Source organism: Lysobacter tyrosinilyticus (assembly GCF_054779815.1).
Window position 1 is genome coordinate 78,851 of record NZ_BAAGXN010000014.1, and the last position, 14,827, is coordinate 93,677.

Consider the following 14,827-nt stretch of genomic DNA (forward strand, 5'->3'; position numbering starts at 1 on the left):
CCTACATCTCTTGCTTCACCCGCGACGCCACGGCGTCACGGATGCGGCTTGACGATCGCGTCGCCGATACCAAGCTTGGCCACGACCTGCGTCTTCAGCTGGTCGGCTTCGGCGCGGGTCAACACGGGCCCCACGCGTACGCGGCTCAGCACGCCCTTGTCGGTCCGCACGGACTCGACGAAGGCGCGCAGGCCCGCGGCGCGCGCGCGATCGCGCAGCTTGTTGGCTTCGGTCGCGCTCGAAAACGCGCCCAGCTGTACGGCGAAGCCGGTGTCGGCCGCGGCGGTCGGCGTCGGCTTGGCCGCGGCGGCAACGGTCGTGGGCTTGGTCGGAGCCGGCGTGACGGTAGCCGGCTTCGGGGCCGGAGCGGCCGGCTTCGGCTCGAGCGGCTTGGTAACAGCAGGCTTGGTTTCGGCCAGCGGTTCAGGCTTGGAAGGAGCGGTCGTAGCAGCGAGCGGCTGCGAGGACGAGGGCGCCGCTTCGGTCGCCTTGGGCTGGGCCGTGTCGGCGTTCAGCACCACGACCTTGGCTCCGACGTCGCTGCGGACCTGACCGGCACGGAGGCGGGCTGCTTCGGCCTCGGCCTGGGTCGCAAACGGTCCGATGCGGACCCGGTACAGGGTCCGGCCGTTGTCGGTCGTGGCTTCCTGATAACCGGAGAGCTGCGCGCCGTGCAGCGCCGCAACGACCCGTTCGGCATCGGCAGCGGTCGCATAGCGGCCGAAACTGACTGCGTAGTCGCCGCCCGCAGTTGCGGCCGGCATCAGACCGGTCGAAGCGGGAGGTTCGGTTGCTGCCGGATCTGCGGCATCGGCCGTCTGGGTACCGCTCGCATCCATGCCGACCACACCGCTCGTGGGCGCCGCAGAGGGCGTCACCAGCGGGAGTTCGCGCGTCTGCACGGAACCGTCGCCCTGCGGGGCGTCGGGGAGTTTGAGGGGGACATCGGAGACGCCGCTTTCGGGCGCCGGGCCCTTGATCAGCATCGGCAGAAAAATCACCGCCAACGCCACCAGCACAACTGCACCGACCACTCGCTGCTTCAGGGCGGGTTCCATCGAATCGGGGGCCTCGGGGGAATGCGCGCGAATTATAACCGCGCCGCGCCCGTCCCACCCTGCGCCGATGATGAACGCGTCCGGTGTGCCGCCCTCAATCGGGTGTCTGCAACTCGCTCAGCGCATCCGCGGCCGTGTGGAAGGAGCCGAACACCAGGATGCGGTCGCCCTCCCCGGCGGCCTTCAGCACCGCCCGCAGGGCCTCGGCGACGGTCGCATGAGTCGTACCGGAGGCCGCTGCCGTACCAGCAAGCCGCTGTGCGAAGTCGGCCACCGACACGCCGCGCGGCCCGTGCTCGGCGAGTCCGGCCAGGTGCCAGGCTTCGATCCGCCCGGCCAGGGCCTCGACCACGCCGCGCGCGTCCTTGTCACCGAGTGCGGCGAAGACGGCGCTGGTCTTGCCGGCGGTCGGGGTGGCGGCCAACCATTCGGCGAGTTCGCGGGCGGCCTGGGGGTTGTGGCCGACATCGACCACGACTTCGACTCCACCGCGCTGGAAGCGCTGCAACCGACCGGCGACGCTTGCGTTCGCAACCCCCTCGGCGATCGCTGCGGTGGGCAGCTTCTTGCCCAGTGCACGCAGCGCGGCGATCGCGGTGGCGGCATTGCGCAACTGCACGGGCGCGGCCAGTTGCGGCAATGGCAGTTCGATGGCGTGGCGCAACTCACGCCAGGCCCAGTGATCGGGCGCAGGCGGAGTCGCATCGGTGGGGCTGAAGCGGTTGCCTGGACCGGACGCCGTAGCGAAGAAGAAATCGCAACCTGCGCGCAGCGAGTTGGCCCCGATCGCATAGGCATGGCGCAGCACGCTCGCGGGCGGATCGTCGTCGCCCAGCACCAGCGGCTTCCAGGCACGCGCGATACCGGCCTTCTCGAAACCGATCGCCTCGCGGTCGTTGCCCAGGTAATCCTGGTGATCGAGGTCGACGGTAGTGATCACCGCGACATCGGGATCGACCAGGTTGGTCGCATCGAGGCGCCCGCCGAGACCGACTTCCAGGATGACCAGATCCAGCTTGCTGCGCGCGAACAGCCACAGCGCCGCGAGCGTGCCGTATTCGAAATACGTGAGCAGTGTGGCTTCGCGTGCGGCTTCCACTGCCTCGAATGCAGCGACGAGGTCGGCGTCACCGGCATCGGCGCCGTCGATGCGGACGCGCTCGTTATAGGCGAGCAGGTGCGGCGAGGTGTAGGCACCTACTTTCCAGCCCGCTGCGCGGGCGATGGCTTCAATGAAGGCGACGGTGGAGCCCTTGCCGTTGGTGCCGCCGACGGTGATGACCTTCTTCGCCGGCTTCTTCAGACCCATGCGTGTGGCGACTTCGCGCACGCGGTCGAGGCCCATGTCGATGGTTTTGGGGTGTTGGCGCTCGATGTAGTCGAGCCATTGGGGGAGGGATTGCGGCATGCCGATATTGTAGGGCGGGCTTTGGCTCGCCCCGGTGCAACAGCCAAATCAAAAGCGCCCCTCATCCGCCCTTCGGGCACCTTCTCCCCGCTACGCAGGGAGAAGGACAAGTGCAACGATTTGGCGTCGCCACTCGCCACCGCTTGCCCCTCTCCCCGCTTGCGGGGAGAGGGACCGCGTCGCACAGCGACGCAGGGTGAGGGGTCGTGGCGACGGGCGACTCAATGTCGTTGATGGCGAATACGAGCCATCACAACGCCCGATGCACCGCCTCCCCAAACAACGCGGTGTGATGGCTGCAGTCGTTCAAGCGAACGACCTCGAGATGATCCACATCCGGCCCCTCCAGCAGATTGAGCGTCGTCGGCGCCTGCCGGAACGACCACAGCTTCGCCAGCGGCATGCCGAGGATGCGACACAGCAGGACGCGGTTGACCGCATCATGCGCGACGACCAACAGCGTCTCGTGCGGCCCCATGCCTGCGCAGGCGCGCGCGAACGCAGGCCAGGCGCGGTCGAGCACATGCTGCAGCGATTCGCCTTCGGGCATCAGCACTTCGTGCGGCTGATGGCGCCAGGCGTGCATGCGCTCGGGATCGCGTTCGCGGATTTCTTCCGCGAGCAGTCCTTCCCACGTGCCGTGTGCGATTTCCTTGAGGCCTTCATCGAGCGCAAGCATCGCCGCACGCTCGTCGCCCAAAGCGAGTTGCGCGGTGCGTGCGGCACGCACCAGTGGCGATGCGATGGCGCGGTCAATGCGCACATCGGCCAGGCGTTCGCCCAACGCGCGCGCCTGCACTTCACCGACAGGCGAGAGCGGGATGTCTTCCTGGCCCTGATAGCGGCCTTCGGCGTTCCACGGAGTTTCACCGTGACGTGCAAGAAGAATTTTCATGAAGTCGGTCCGGAAATATTTTTGTCGTCATCCCGGCGTACGCCGGGATCCAGTTTTTCGTTGGCTGCAGGAACAGAATCAAAGGCTGGATGATCAGCCTTCGGCTGCTGTAAAGCGCCTCCGGCGTTCGCCGGGACGACGAGCCTTTGGGCAATCAGACCTGCTGCAGCGAGAGCACGCCGGGCGTCGCGCGCAGCATGTCGAGTTGCGGCTCGGTCAGCGGCTGGTCGACGGTGATCGCCGCGCGGGCCTGGCCATCGCCGGCTGCACCGAGGGCGAAGTTGACGATGTTGATGCCGGCCGCGCCCAGCTGCGAACCGACCGTACCGATCATGCCGGGACGATCCTCGTTGCGTAGCAACAGTACGTGCGTCTGCGGATCGAATTCGATTTCCACACCATCCAGACGCACGACACGCGGGCCGCGATGCAGCGTCGCTTCGATCTCGCGCGGCTTGTTGCCACCTTCCACACGGATGCGCAGCAGACGGTCGAAACCATCGCCGTCGCCGCCCACGGTTTCGGCCACAACCAGGCCACGGCCCGCGGCTTCCTGCAGTGCATTGACCGGCGTGACGCGGCCCGAGTGCGTGCCGAGCAGCGCGGCGACGAGTAGTCGCGTCAACGGGCGCGTGTCGAGCGCGTCGGTGCGTCCGGCGTAGGTGACGGTGAGTTTCGTCGGGGCATCGACCAGGCGCGACGCCAGCTTGCCCAGCGACGTCATCAGCGGCATCCACGGGCCGACTTCGCGCGCGGCTTCGGCGGTGAGCGGCGGCAGGTTGACGCATCCGGCGACTGCGCCGGTGGCGACGAAGTCGATGATCTGGCGCGCCAGGATGGTGCTCACGGCCTGCTGCGCTTCGCTGGTCGATGCCCCCAGATGTGGCGTGAGGATCAGCTGGGAATGCTTGCGTAGCGGCGAATCGGCCTGCAGCGGTTCGGTGGCGAAGGTGTCGAGCGCGGCGCCGGCAATCTGCCCTTCATCGAGCAAGCGCAGCAGTGCGGCTTCGTCGACCAACCCGCCGCGTGCGGCGTTGATGATGTACGCGCCCTTCTTCATGGCGCGCATGCGCTCTTCCGAAAGCAGGTTGGTGGTTTCCTTGGTGCGCGGGATATGCAGGGTGACGATGTCGGCCCAGGCGAGCAGTTCGTCCAACGTCTTCAGCGGCACGCTGCCCTTGCCCGCGGCGGAAGCCGGCAGGAACGGATCGTGCGCGGCGACTTCCATGCCGATGCCCTGGGCCTTGCGCGCGACGGTGCCGCCGATGCGGCCCAGTCCGATCACGCCGAGCTTCTTGCCTTCCAGTTCGAAACCGGTGAGGCCCGCCTTGGGCCACTCGCCTGCCTTCATGCCGGCATCGGCGCGCGGAATGTGGCGCGCGAGCGCGAACAACAGCGAGATTGCGTGTTCGGCGGCGGCGAGCGTATTGCCGTCGGGTGCGTTCATCACCGCGATGCCCTTGTTGGTCGCGGCGTCGACGTCGATGGTGTCGACGCCGGCGCCGGCGCGGCCGATTACCTTCAGGTGCGGCACGTTGGCCAGCGCTTCGGCCGGCACCTTGGTGGCCGAACGCACCAGCACGGCGTCGACATCGGCGAGGGCCAAGGCGAGGACCTGGGGGTCCTTGATCGGGTCGGCGGCCACGAGCACGTCCCATCCCGCGTCGCGGAACAGGGCAAGACCGTCTTCGTGGATGCCATCGCAGGCCAGTACTTTCATCGCAAGCTCCTAGTGAGAGAGGGAGCGCGGAAAGCCTGCGAGCCGGCACAGCTTGGACCTGTGGCGTCCTGGGTGCCCCGGCTGGGCCGGATGGCGGGACGCGTGCGTCGCACGAAAGGCGTGGACGCGAGTGTTACTCACGGGTCGGGAGACGGGGCCGGCTGGCATGGGAATCCGCGACGGGCACAGCCTAGCAGAGGTTGGCCCTGGAATCGCAAGCGGTTGCTTATGAAATCGCGGCGGCGGCCAGGCTGCGACGGCCGCACCCGCTAAAACCGGCACACGCGCGAAACGTTACGGATCGGAATCCGCCAACACAGTCGCGCCGCGCCGTGAAACCATCAGCGCCTTCCCCAACTGGAACTTGGCGATGCAACAGATCAAAGGTCCCTTCGACGTCAAACGCACCGCAATGGAGTCCGTCGATGCGGGCGGCGAAGCCGCGTTCGGCCGCATCCGCTTCGAAAAGCGTTTTCATGGCGACCTGGATGCGACCAGCGTCGTGGAAATGCTCAGTGCAGGCAATCCGGCGTCCGGATCGGCCGGCTACGTGGCGGTGGAGCACGTGATCGGCCGCATCGCCGGGCGCTCGGGCCGCTTCATGCTGCAACACAACGGCGTGATGAATCGCGGCGAGGCATCGCTGACGGTCACCGTGGTGCCCGATTCGGGCACCGACGAACTCACCGGCCTGCAGGGTCGCCTGCACATCGATATCGCCGAAGGCGGCGCGCACTTCTATACGTTCGAATACGCATTGGACTGAACACGCCGCACGCATCGATGACGCAAAACAAAACGGGCCGGCAAATGCCGGCCCGTTTTGTTGGCTTCGTCGCTTTCGCGAATTATTTCGCGGTGTTGGCCGCACCCGTGGTGCCACCCACGCCCAGCTCCGACAGCAACTGCGGCGCACCGTAGGCTTCCTGCATGATCCAGCGCATGTAGCGCGCATCGACGGCGATCATGCGCGTCATCACCGGGTCGAACACCCAGTTGCTGCTCACCGATTCCCAGTTGCCGTCGAACGCCAGGCCGACCAGCTTGCCGTGCGCATCCAGCACCGGCGAACCGGAATTGCCACCGGTGATGTCCAGGTTGGAGAGGAAGTTCACCGGCACCGTGCCCAAGCGCTTGTCCTGCAGTCCGCCATAGCGCTTGGCGGCGATCGCATCCAGCTGTGCCTTGGGCGCATCGAAAGGTTCGACGCTGGTGGCCTTGGCCGCTACCTGTTCCAGCGTGGTGAACTCCGCCTGCTTGCTGCCATCGGCCTTGGTGTAACCCATGACGTTGCCGAACGAGATGCGCAGCGACGAGTTGGCATCCGGATAGACGTATTCGCCCTGGCTCTTCTTGAAGTCCGCCAGGGCCTGCAGGAACACCGGACGCGCGACCAGCGCTTCGCCGGCGCGGGTCTTGAGCTCCTGTTCCAGCTTGAGCAGCGTCGGCATCACCGCGATCGCGTAGCGGATGGCCGGATCGTCGCTGTTCTCGAATGCGGCACGATCGGCGGTGTACCACTTCATACGTTCGTCGAGATTGCCGAGCTTGCTCTTGGCCAGCGTGCCCAGTGCGCGCTGCACGGCGGCCTCGTCGTTGCCACCGAGCCACGCGTCCACGGCCGCGACGTGTTGCGCCGCCGGCAGCTTGATGTACTCGCGCAGCCAATACGCCTGCAGCTCGCGATCCATGTCGGGGTGGTAGCGACGCTCCATCTGCTTGATGCCGCCTTCGAACGCCGCCAGGTCGCGCTGCTGGAAGCCCTGCTCGCGTTCGGCATCGGGCTTGGCCTTCTCGATCGCGAGGCGGTAGAGATCGACCGCGCCGCCGACGACGCCCTGGCCGCTGAAGTTGCGGAACACCAGGTCGCGTTCACGCGTGGTGCGCGCCGCATCGCCAAGCGCGACGAGGGTGTCGTGCGCCGTGAGTGCGGCCTGACCCGACTTGCCCTGCTTGCGCAGCCAGGCCAGCAATGCGGCTTCGCCGTCATGCTTCTTCGTGGCCGCATCGATGCGTTGGAAGCCCGCGAGCTGGCCATCGTAGTTCTTCATCGTGTTCTGCCAGCCGCGCACGGTACTGGCGTATTTCACCGCGATATCGGGATTCTTCTCGCCCGCGGCCAGCACCATGGCGACGAGCTTCTTGTAGTGCCCGCCGACCACCGGATAGGTCCAGCCGGCGGTATCGTCGAACTCGCTGGCCAGTGTGTAGCGCGACGTGCGGCCCGGATAACCGGCCACCATCACGAAGTCGCCCGCGCCCAGCGGCTTGTCGGCCAACTTCAGCCAGTGCTTGGGCTGGTACGGCACGTTGTCGGCGGAGAATGCGGCGGGCTTGCCGTCCTTGCCGACGTAGGCACGGTAGAAGGAGAAGTCGCCGGTGTGGCGCGGCCACATCCAGTTGTCGACTTCGCCGCCGTAGTTGCCGATCGCGCGGGGCGGCGCGTAGACCAGGCGCACGTCCTTGATTTCGATGTTCTTGAACAGGCGATAGGTGTTGCCGCCCATGAAGGTGTAGAGACGGCAGCGGTAACCGCCGCCGGCTTCGCATTCGGCAATCAGCCGCTTTTCCAGCGCGTCGAGTGCCTGCGTGCGCGCCAGCGGCGTCGGCGCATTGGCAATCGCGGCCTTCGCTTCGGTGGTGACATCACGAATCGATTCCAGCGCATAGATGCGCGCGTTGGGGCCGGCGGAGACTTCACCGGCCTGGCTGGCGGCGATGAAGCCGTCCTTGATCAGGTTCCTTTCCGGCGTCGAATTGAGCTGGATCGCGCCGTAAGCGCAGTGGTGATTGGTGACCACCAGGCCCTGCGGCGACACGAAACTCGCGGTGCATCCCGCCAGCGCTACCACCGCGCCCATCGGGTCGCCGGTCAGGTCGGCGAGCTGCTTCGGGTCGAGCTTGAGGCCAGCCTTCTTCAGCGGGCCGGCGATTTCCGGCAACTGCTGCGGCACCCACATGCCCTCGCCCGCGTGGACGTTCTGCACGGCCGCGACGGCCATCACGCTGGCGACGGCGCCAGCCAACAACGTAAGACGCATTGCTTGTCCCCTCATTTTTGTATGGCCGCGGAGGTCACCGCGGCCACGTGAAATCACAATTGCCGAGACGGACTCATTCCGCCGGCAGATTCATTTCCTTCAACAGGTGCGGCGCCGGATAAACCTTGGCCAGCAGCCAACGCATGTAGCGCATGTCGACGTGGATGGCGCGTTTGTAGTGCGGATCGAACATCCAGCTCGCACTCACCGCTTCCCAGTTGCTGTCGAAGTTCAGGCCAATCAGACGACCGTGCGCATCCATCACCGCGGAACCCGAATTTCCGCCGGTGGTATCCAGATTGGTGAGAAAGTCGACCGTCTGCGTCTTCAGGCTCGGCTCGGCGGTGCTGCCGAAGTCGCCCTTGGCGATCGCATCGCGCAGCGGCTGCGGCGCGTTGAATGGTTCGCTGCCGGTGTGCTTCTCGAGGATGCCCTGCACCGTGGTCAACGGGCGATAGCGCACGCCGTCGCGCGGATCCATCGCGCTGACGCGGCCGTAGCTCACGCGCAGGGTCGAATTCGCATCCGGATACACGGCGCGGCCCTGCGACTTGCGGAAGCCGATCAGCGCGCGCATGTAGGCCGGGCGCAGACGCAGCAGTTCGCCGTTGCTGGCCTTGCTCTCGTCCTCCAGACGCAGCTGCGCCGGCAGCAGCGTAGCGGCGGCCTGCAGCAGCGGATCCTTCGATGCCGACAGCGTTGCGCGGTCGGCCTGCATCGCGGCAAGACGTTCGCTTTCGCTGCTCAGCTTCGTGCCGGCATACAGCGCGTCGAGGTTGGCCTTCAGTTGCGCCGGCGTTGTGCCGAATACCGCGTCGAACTCGGGCACATGCTGCGCCGCTGGCAGCGCCTGATATTGGCCGACGAGATCGGCAAGCAGCGCCTTCTCCACCTCGACCGCGTAACGGCGCTGCACCTGCTTGAGCTGGCCGGTGATCAGGGTTTCGTCGCGCTGCTGGTAACCCGTTTCGCGCTCGGCATCGGGCTTAGTGCGCTCGTGCGCCAGACGCTGCAGCTGCACCGCGGAACGCAGCAGCTGGGTCTGGCTGACGATCACGCCGAGCAACTGGTCGCGCTCGCGCGTCGCCACGCCCTGGTCGAGCACGGCCTGTGCCGCGGCGATGTCGGCCTTGGTAGCGGCGACATCCGCCTGCTTGTCCAGCCACGCATACATCGCCGTCTCGTCATCGCGACGCACGGTCAGCGCATTGCTGCGACGCAGACCATCGAGTTCGCCCTGCGCGCGCTTGAGAGTGTTCTTGAGGCTGCGCACCTGCGAGGCATAGCTGACGCGCGCGGCTTCGTCTTTTGCCGCCGTGCCTTCGATGACATCGATCATGCGCTGGTACAGCGCGACGCGCGATGGCAGCTGCCATTCAACTTGGTTGGCGAATTCCGACGCCATGCGATGGCGGAACGTGACGCCCGGATAGCCCGCGAGCATCGCGTAGTCGCCTTCCTTGAGGTTCGCGGTCGACACCTGCAGATGTGCGGGCGGCACATACGGCACGTTGTCGGGCGAGTAGTCGGCCGGCTTTCCGTCCTTGCCGACATACGCGCGCAGCAGGGTGAAATCGCCGGCATGGCGCGGCCACACGAAGTTGTCGACCTCGCCGCCGTAGTTGCCGATGTCGTTCGGCGGCGCATAGACGAGACGGACATCGCGCAGTTCCAGCTGGCGTACCAGATAGAAGTCGGTGCCGTAATACATGTTGACGACGCCGCAGCGGTAACCCGGTTCGCGTTCGCACTCGGCGACGACGGCCTTGGTCGCCTTGTCCACGGCATCGTAGTAGGCACGCCCCTGGCGATCTTTCGCTTCAGCCAGGATGCGATCGGTGACACGATCGAAGCCGGTGGTCACCAGCACGCGGTAGTCGGGATTGGCAGGCAGTTCGGCGCTGCGATCGGCGGCGACATAGCCGTCCTGGATCAGGTCGCGCTCGGGCTTGCTGTTGTACTGGATGACGCCGAAGGCGACGTGGTGATTGGTCAGCACCAGGCCCTCGTTCGACACGAACGCGCCACTCGCACCGCCGACCTTCACGATCGCGTTCATCGGCGGCTTTGCCAGTTCGGCCAGATCGCGCGGGTTGCCCTTGAAGCCGGCGGCCTTCATCTGCCGGGCGATATCAGGCAGCTGCGAGGGCATCCACATGCCTTCGTCGGCATGAGCGGTTGCCGCCAGCAGCAGGGGCAGCGAGAGGGACAGGGCCAACAAACGGCGGCGCATGGTCGGCATGAGCAAAGATCATGAATTCAAGAGCCGGCGACGATAGGCCAAGCCGACCGTTGCGGGCAAACCAGCCAGCGGGTCGCGGCGCGGCCGGGGCGTATAATTTCGGCCTCTCGCCGCGCCGGCGCGGCGCGCTCCTATAAAGCCCCCTACGCAAGGCAATCCCCATGTCGCAAACGATGAAGGCGCTGGTCAAGCGCGAAGCCACCAAGGGCATCTGGATGGAAGAGGTGCCGGTACCCACGCCGGGCCCGAACGAAGTGCTGATCAAGCTCGAGAAGACCGCGATCTGCGGCACCGATCTGCACATCTACCTGTGGGACGAGTGGAGCCAGCGCACGATCAAGCCGGGCCTCGTCATCGGCCACGAATTCGTCGGTCGCGTGGTCGACATGGGCCCGGGCGTCACCGGCTACAAGGTTGGCCAGCGCGTGAGCGCCGAAGGCCACATCGTGTGCGGTCATTGCCGCAACTGCCGCGCCGGTCGCCAGCACCTGTGCCCGAATACGGTCGGCATCGGCGTGAATCGCAACGGCGCGTTCGCCGAATACATCGTGATGCCGTCGTCGAACCTGTGGCCGATCCCGGACCAGATTCCGAGCGAACTCGCCGCGTTCTTCGATCCCTACGGCAACGCCGCGCACTGCGCGCTGGAATTCGACGTGGTCGGCGAAGACGTGCTGATCACCGGCGCGGGTCCGATCGGCATCATTGCCGCCGGCATCTGCAAACACATCGGTGCACGCAATGTCGTGGTCACCGACGTCAACGATTACCGCCTCAAGCTTGCTGCCGACATGGGCGCGACGCGCGTGGTCAACGTGTCCAACACGTCGCTGAAGGACGTGATGAAGGACCTGCACATGGAAGGCTTCGACGTCGGCCTGGAAATGAGCGGCAATCCGCGCGCCTTCAACGACATGCTCGATTGCATGTACCACGGCGGCAAGATCGCGATGCTCGGCATCATGCCCAAGGGCGCCGGCGCCGACTGGGACAAGATCATCTTCAAGGGCCTCACCCTGCACGGCATCTACGGCCGCAAGATGTACGAGACCTGGTACAAGATGACGCAGCTGGTGATGGGCGGTTTCCCGCTGGGCAAGGTGCTTACGCACCAGCTGCCGATCGATTCGTTCCAGGAAGGCTTCGAATTGATGGAATCGGGCAAGGCCGGCAAGGTCGTGCTGAGCTGGAACTGATGTAGCTGCGAATCCCGAGTCGTCATCCCCGCGCAAGCGGGGACCCAGCGACTTCCGCCTCTTCCTTCAAGACACTCCCGCTTGACCAGCTTCGCTGTTGTGAAGCATCTCGCGGGAACGACGAGCCAAACCCATGTCGCTGACCCAACGCTACGCCGAGACCCTCGACGAAATCCGCGCCGCCGGCCTGTTCAAGTCCGAACGCATCATCACCTCGCCTCAGTCGGCCGAGATCACGCTCGAAGACGGCCGCACGGTGCTGAACTTCTGCGCCAACAACTACCTCGGCCTCGCCGACCATCCCGACGTGATCGCGGCCGCGAAGCAAGCGCTCGACACGCATGGCTTCGGCATGGCCTCGGTGCGCTTCATCTGCGGCACGCAGGATCTGCACAAGCAGCTCGAGAAACAGATCGCCGATTTCTTCGGCACTGAGGACACGATCCTCTACGCCGCCTGTTTCGACGCCAACGGCGGCTTGTTCGAACCGCTGTTGGACGAGAAGGACGCGATCATTTCCGACGCGCTCAACCATGCCTCGATCATCGACGGCGTGCGCCTGTGCAAGGCCAAGCGTTACCGCTACGCCAACTGCGACATGGCCGACCTGGAGAAGCAGCTGCAGCAGGCCAAGGCCGACGGCGCGCGCACGATCATGATCACGTCCGACGGCGTGTTCTCGATGGACGGCTTCATCGCTCCACTCGACGAGATCACCGCGCTGGCGAAGAAGTACGGCGCGCTGGTGCACATCGACGAATGCCACGCCACCGGATTCCTCGGCAAGACCGGCCGCGGCTCCGCCGAGGTGAAGGGCGTGATGGACAAGATCGACATCTTCACCGGCACGCTCGGCAAGGCCATGGGCGGCGCACTGGGTGGCTTCACTACCGCGAAGAAGGAAGTGATCGAACTGTTGCGCCAGCGCTCGCGCCCCTACCTGTTCTCGAACTCACTGCCGCCGCACGTGGTGGCCGCGGGCATCAAGGCGTTCGAGATGCTCGCTGCCGCCGGCGATCTGCGCGAGCAGCTGGCCGAGAACACCGCCTACTTCCGCGAGCAGATGACCGCGGCGGGTTTCGATGTGAAGCCGGGCGTGCATCCGATCTCGCCGGTGATGCTGTACGACGCGCCGCTGGCGCAGAAGTTCGCCGCGCGACTGCTCGAGGAAGGCATCTACGCGATCGGCTTCTTCTTTCCGGTCGTTCCGCAGGGTCAGGCGCGCATCCGCACGCAGATGTCGGCGGCCCACACGCGCGAGCATCTCGATCGGGCGATCGCGGCATTCATCAAGATCGGTCGCGAACTGGGTGTGATCAAGGCTTGATTGGGCGGGACGGAGCGGAGGCTACTCCGCTCCAGGACATTCGAGTCGTCGCGTCAGACCACGGCGACTCCAAAAAGCGAAACCCCGGCATCAGGCCGGGGTTTCTGCTTTCGAACTGGCGAGAGGGCTTACTTGCCGCCCTGCTTCGCGGGCTCTTCCGCCGCCGGCTTGGCCGGCGCGCCAGTAGCGACGCGGTAGCCGTTCTTCTTCATCCAGGCGTCGAAGTCGTCGGCAGTCATCTTCTTGCCGTCCTGGGTCATGTTGAAGCGCTTGCTGGTGTCGGTCGGCTGTGAAACCGGTGCGGCAGCAGTGGCCTTGGGGGCCGGCTTCTTCTTGGTCGCTGCGTTTGCGGGCGCGGCCAGGACCAGTCCGGTGATGAGCAGGCACGGCAGTGCCACGAGAATATTGCGCATGTGGTTTCCCCTTCGTTTCCCGCTTGCCGGGTGTGGTGCGTAAGAGACCATGCGCGCGGGGCAAAAAACGGTGCGGGCAGCCACACTTTGGAGCTGGCGCCGCGGCGCGGAAATGCGCTTTTTGTCGATTGCGTGGCGCGCCGCACAGTCCGGCAAATCGTCACAACGGTTAAGGTGTCGGCGCCGCCAGGGCCGTCACTTCGTCCGCGCTCAACAACCGCCATTGCCCCTTGGCCAGGTCGCCCAGCGCGATCCCGCCAATGGCAACCCGGACCAGACGCAGGACCTCGATCTCGAACGCCGCGAGCAGGCGGCGGATCTGCCGGTTACGACCTTCATCGAGGACCACTTCGAGCCATGCATTGCGCTCGCCCGCGCGCAGCAGGCACGCCGACTTCGCCCGCAGTTGCTCGTCCTCATGCAGGACGCCTCGCTCCAGATCCGCCAACAACGCCGCATCGGGAATGCGGTTGATCTGGACGTGATAGGTCTTGTCGGGGCCGGACTCAGGATCCGTGACGCGCGCCGCCCACTCCGGGTCGTTGCAGAACAGCAGCAAGCCCTCGCTGGCTTGGTCGAGGCGCCCCACGGGCGCTAGCCACGGCAGCGGTTCGCCCTGCAACCGTGCGTTGTCGAAGCACCGGTAGACCGTGTCGCGGCCGCGCTCATCCTGCGCCGTGGTCACCAGGCCGCGCGGCTTGTTGAGCATCAGATAGGTGCGTGCAGCCTCACCGACATCCTGATTGTCGATCGCAATGCGCTGGCGGCCGTCGGCCGTGATTGGAAATTCCGGATCGCGAATGACCCGCCCGTCCACGCTCACCCGGCCCGCAGCGATCCAGCGCGCGGCTTCGGTACGCGAACACAGGCCGCGCTTGGACAGCACGCGCGCCAGGCCATGGCGGGGCGTGCTTGTCTTCTTCGGGGTAAACGACTTCGCGGCTATTTCTTCTTTTCCGGTTTGGGCGGCTCGACCGGCGCCGGTGTTGCGGCCGTACCGGGCGCGCCCTTCGCCACCCGCACGCCGCGCGCCTTCATCCACGCGTCGAATTCCTCAGCGGTCATGCGCTTGCCGTTCTGACTCATGTCGAAGCGCCAGGGCGTGTTGTCGTACTGGGTCTGCGGCTTGTAACCGGCGGAGCCGGGCAATGCCGGCCCCGTGGCGGGCGTGGCCTTGGCCAACGCGAGGCAACTTTCGATCCGCTGGCGCAGCAACACGTTGTCGAGCGCGAGCGATTCATCGAATGCCTGGGCGAGCACGCCGGTCGGCGCGCCCAGTTGGTGGGTCGGCGCGGTCAGTTCCGGAGCGAGCGGAGCGACCAGCGTCGGTTGCACCGGCATTCCGCCGGCAGACGCGGGGGGACATTGGCTGGCCACCTGCGCGTGCGCACCGCCTGCGAGTGCCAACAGGATCAATCCGGCATACGCGCGCTGCATGCGCTTCTCCGTGGAACGGTTGAGCCGGAGTGTAGGCCCCGGCATTGCCGGCCAACAACCTCGGGCTTGTGAAGACTGATGGCTACGGCC

Annotated in this window: 12 protein-coding genes; 3 read left to right on the forward strand and 9 right to left on the reverse strand. The window is 66.0% G+C overall.

Annotated features, from left to right (window positions below; genetic code table 11):
- Positions 1-35: 35 nt before the first annotated feature.
- The 4 genes from ACYVGK_RS16725 to serA form a co-directional block, all read right to left on the reverse strand.
- Entirely contained in the window at positions 36-1,058 is a 1,023-nt protein-coding gene (locus ACYVGK_RS16725) for an SPOR domain-containing protein (protein WP_460735793.1), read from the reverse strand.
- Positions 1,059-1,152: 94 nt separating this feature from the next.
- Complete coding sequence (gene folC, locus ACYVGK_RS16730; protein ID WP_460735795.1) at positions 1,153-2,466, reverse strand: bifunctional tetrahydrofolate synthase/dihydrofolate synthase; 1,314 nt, start codon at positions 2,464-2,466, stop codon at positions 1,153-1,155.
- 250 nt (positions 2,467-2,716) lie between these two features.
- Entirely contained in the window at positions 2,717-3,361 is a 645-nt protein-coding gene (locus ACYVGK_RS16735; RefSeq protein WP_460735797.1) for a histidine phosphatase family protein, read from the reverse strand.
- 154 nt (positions 3,362-3,515) lie between these two features.
- Positions 3,516-5,081, reverse strand: a complete 1,566-nt coding sequence (gene serA, locus ACYVGK_RS16740) for a phosphoglycerate dehydrogenase (protein ID WP_460735799.1) — start codon at positions 5,079-5,081, stop codon at positions 3,516-3,518.
- Positions 5,082-5,451: 370 nt separating this feature from the next.
- Between serA and ACYVGK_RS16745 the strand changes: the two genes are divergently transcribed.
- Entirely contained in the window at positions 5,452-5,847 is a 396-nt protein-coding gene (locus ACYVGK_RS16745) for a DUF3224 domain-containing protein (protein WP_460735801.1), read from the forward strand.
- A gap of 82 nt (positions 5,848-5,929) precedes the next feature.
- Here ACYVGK_RS16745 and ACYVGK_RS16750 read toward each other — a convergent pair whose 3' ends face one another.
- A complete protein-coding gene (locus ACYVGK_RS16750; protein WP_460735803.1) occupies positions 5,930-8,122 on the reverse strand; it encodes a S46 family peptidase in 2,193 nt (730 codons plus the stop codon).
- Between the two features lie 73 nt (positions 8,123-8,195).
- Complete coding sequence (locus ACYVGK_RS16755) at positions 8,196-10,364, reverse strand: S46 family peptidase (RefSeq protein ID WP_460735805.1); 2,169 nt, start codon at positions 10,362-10,364, stop codon at positions 8,196-8,198.
- A 161-nt stretch (positions 10,365-10,525) separates the two neighbouring features.
- Here ACYVGK_RS16755 and tdh point away from each other — a divergent pair, with 161 nt between their 5' ends.
- Both tdh and kbl read left to right on the forward strand, forming a co-directional pair.
- Positions 10,526-11,560: an L-threonine 3-dehydrogenase gene (tdh, locus tag ACYVGK_RS16760; RefSeq protein WP_460735807.1), complete on the forward strand. Its 1,035-nt coding sequence runs from the start codon at positions 10,526-10,528 to the stop codon at positions 11,558-11,560.
- Between the two features lie 133 nt (positions 11,561-11,693).
- Positions 11,694-12,887, forward strand: coding sequence for a glycine C-acetyltransferase (gene kbl / locus ACYVGK_RS16765; protein WP_460735809.1), 1,194 nt, complete (start codon positions 11,694-11,696; stop codon positions 12,885-12,887).
- A gap of 128 nt (positions 12,888-13,015) precedes the next feature.
- On the opposite strand, the gene ACYVGK_RS16770 is transcribed toward kbl, so the two are convergent.
- The 3 genes from ACYVGK_RS16770 to ACYVGK_RS16780 all read right to left on the reverse strand — a co-directional run bounded on the left by ACYVGK_RS16770 (position 13,016) and on the right by ACYVGK_RS16780 (position 14,737).
- Entirely contained in the window at positions 13,016-13,300 is a 285-nt protein-coding gene (locus ACYVGK_RS16770; protein ID WP_460735811.1) for a hypothetical protein, read from the reverse strand.
- A gap of 169 nt (positions 13,301-13,469) precedes the next feature.
- Complete coding sequence (locus tag ACYVGK_RS16775; protein ID WP_460736117.1) at positions 13,470-14,246, reverse strand: pseudouridine synthase; 777 nt, start codon at positions 14,244-14,246, stop codon at positions 13,470-13,472.
- Entirely contained in the window at positions 14,243-14,737 is a 495-nt protein-coding gene (locus tag ACYVGK_RS16780) for a hypothetical protein (RefSeq protein WP_460735813.1), read from the reverse strand. The genes ACYVGK_RS16775 and ACYVGK_RS16780 overlap by 4 nt, the downstream gene beginning before the upstream one ends.
- Between the last annotated feature and the right edge of the window lie 90 nt (positions 14,738-14,827).

Excerpts from the sequence above, each read along its gene's own strand:
- tdh (WP_460735807.1), top strand. The coding sequence starts at position 10,526 with ATGTCGCAAACGATGAAGGCGCTGGTCAAGCGCGAAGCCACCAAGGGC.
- folC (WP_460735795.1), bottom strand. The coding sequence starts at position 2,466 with ATGCCGCAATCCCTCCCCCAATGGCTCGACTACATCGAGCGCCAACAC.
- ACYVGK_RS16755 (WP_460735805.1), bottom strand. The coding sequence starts at position 10,364 with ATGCCGACCATGCGCCGCCGTTTGTTGGCCCTGTCCCTCTCGCTGCCC.
- ACYVGK_RS16745 (WP_460735801.1), top strand. The coding sequence starts at position 5,452 with ATGCAACAGATCAAAGGTCCCTTCGACGTCAAACGCACCGCAATGGAG.
- serA (WP_460735799.1), bottom strand. The coding sequence starts at position 5,081 with ATGAAAGTACTGGCCTGCGATGGCATCCACGAAGACGGTCTTGCCCTG.
- ACYVGK_RS16735 (WP_460735797.1), bottom strand. The coding sequence starts at position 3,361 with ATGAAAATTCTTCTTGCACGTCACGGTGAAACTCCGTGGAACGCCGAA.
- ACYVGK_RS16780 (WP_460735813.1), bottom strand. The coding sequence starts at position 14,737 with ATGCAGCGCGCGTATGCCGGATTGATCCTGTTGGCACTCGCAGGCGGT.
- ACYVGK_RS16750 (WP_460735803.1), bottom strand. The coding sequence starts at position 8,122 with ATGCGTCTTACGTTGTTGGCTGGCGCCGTCGCCAGCGTGATGGCCGTC.
- ACYVGK_RS16770 (WP_460735811.1), bottom strand. The coding sequence starts at position 13,300 with ATGCGCAATATTCTCGTGGCACTGCCGTGCCTGCTCATCACCGGACTG.
- ACYVGK_RS16725 (WP_460735793.1), bottom strand. The coding sequence starts at position 1,058 with ATGGAACCCGCCCTGAAGCAGCGAGTGGTCGGTGCAGTTGTGCTGGTG.
- kbl (WP_460735809.1), top strand. The coding sequence starts at position 11,694 with ATGTCGCTGACCCAACGCTACGCCGAGACCCTCGACGAAATCCGCGCC.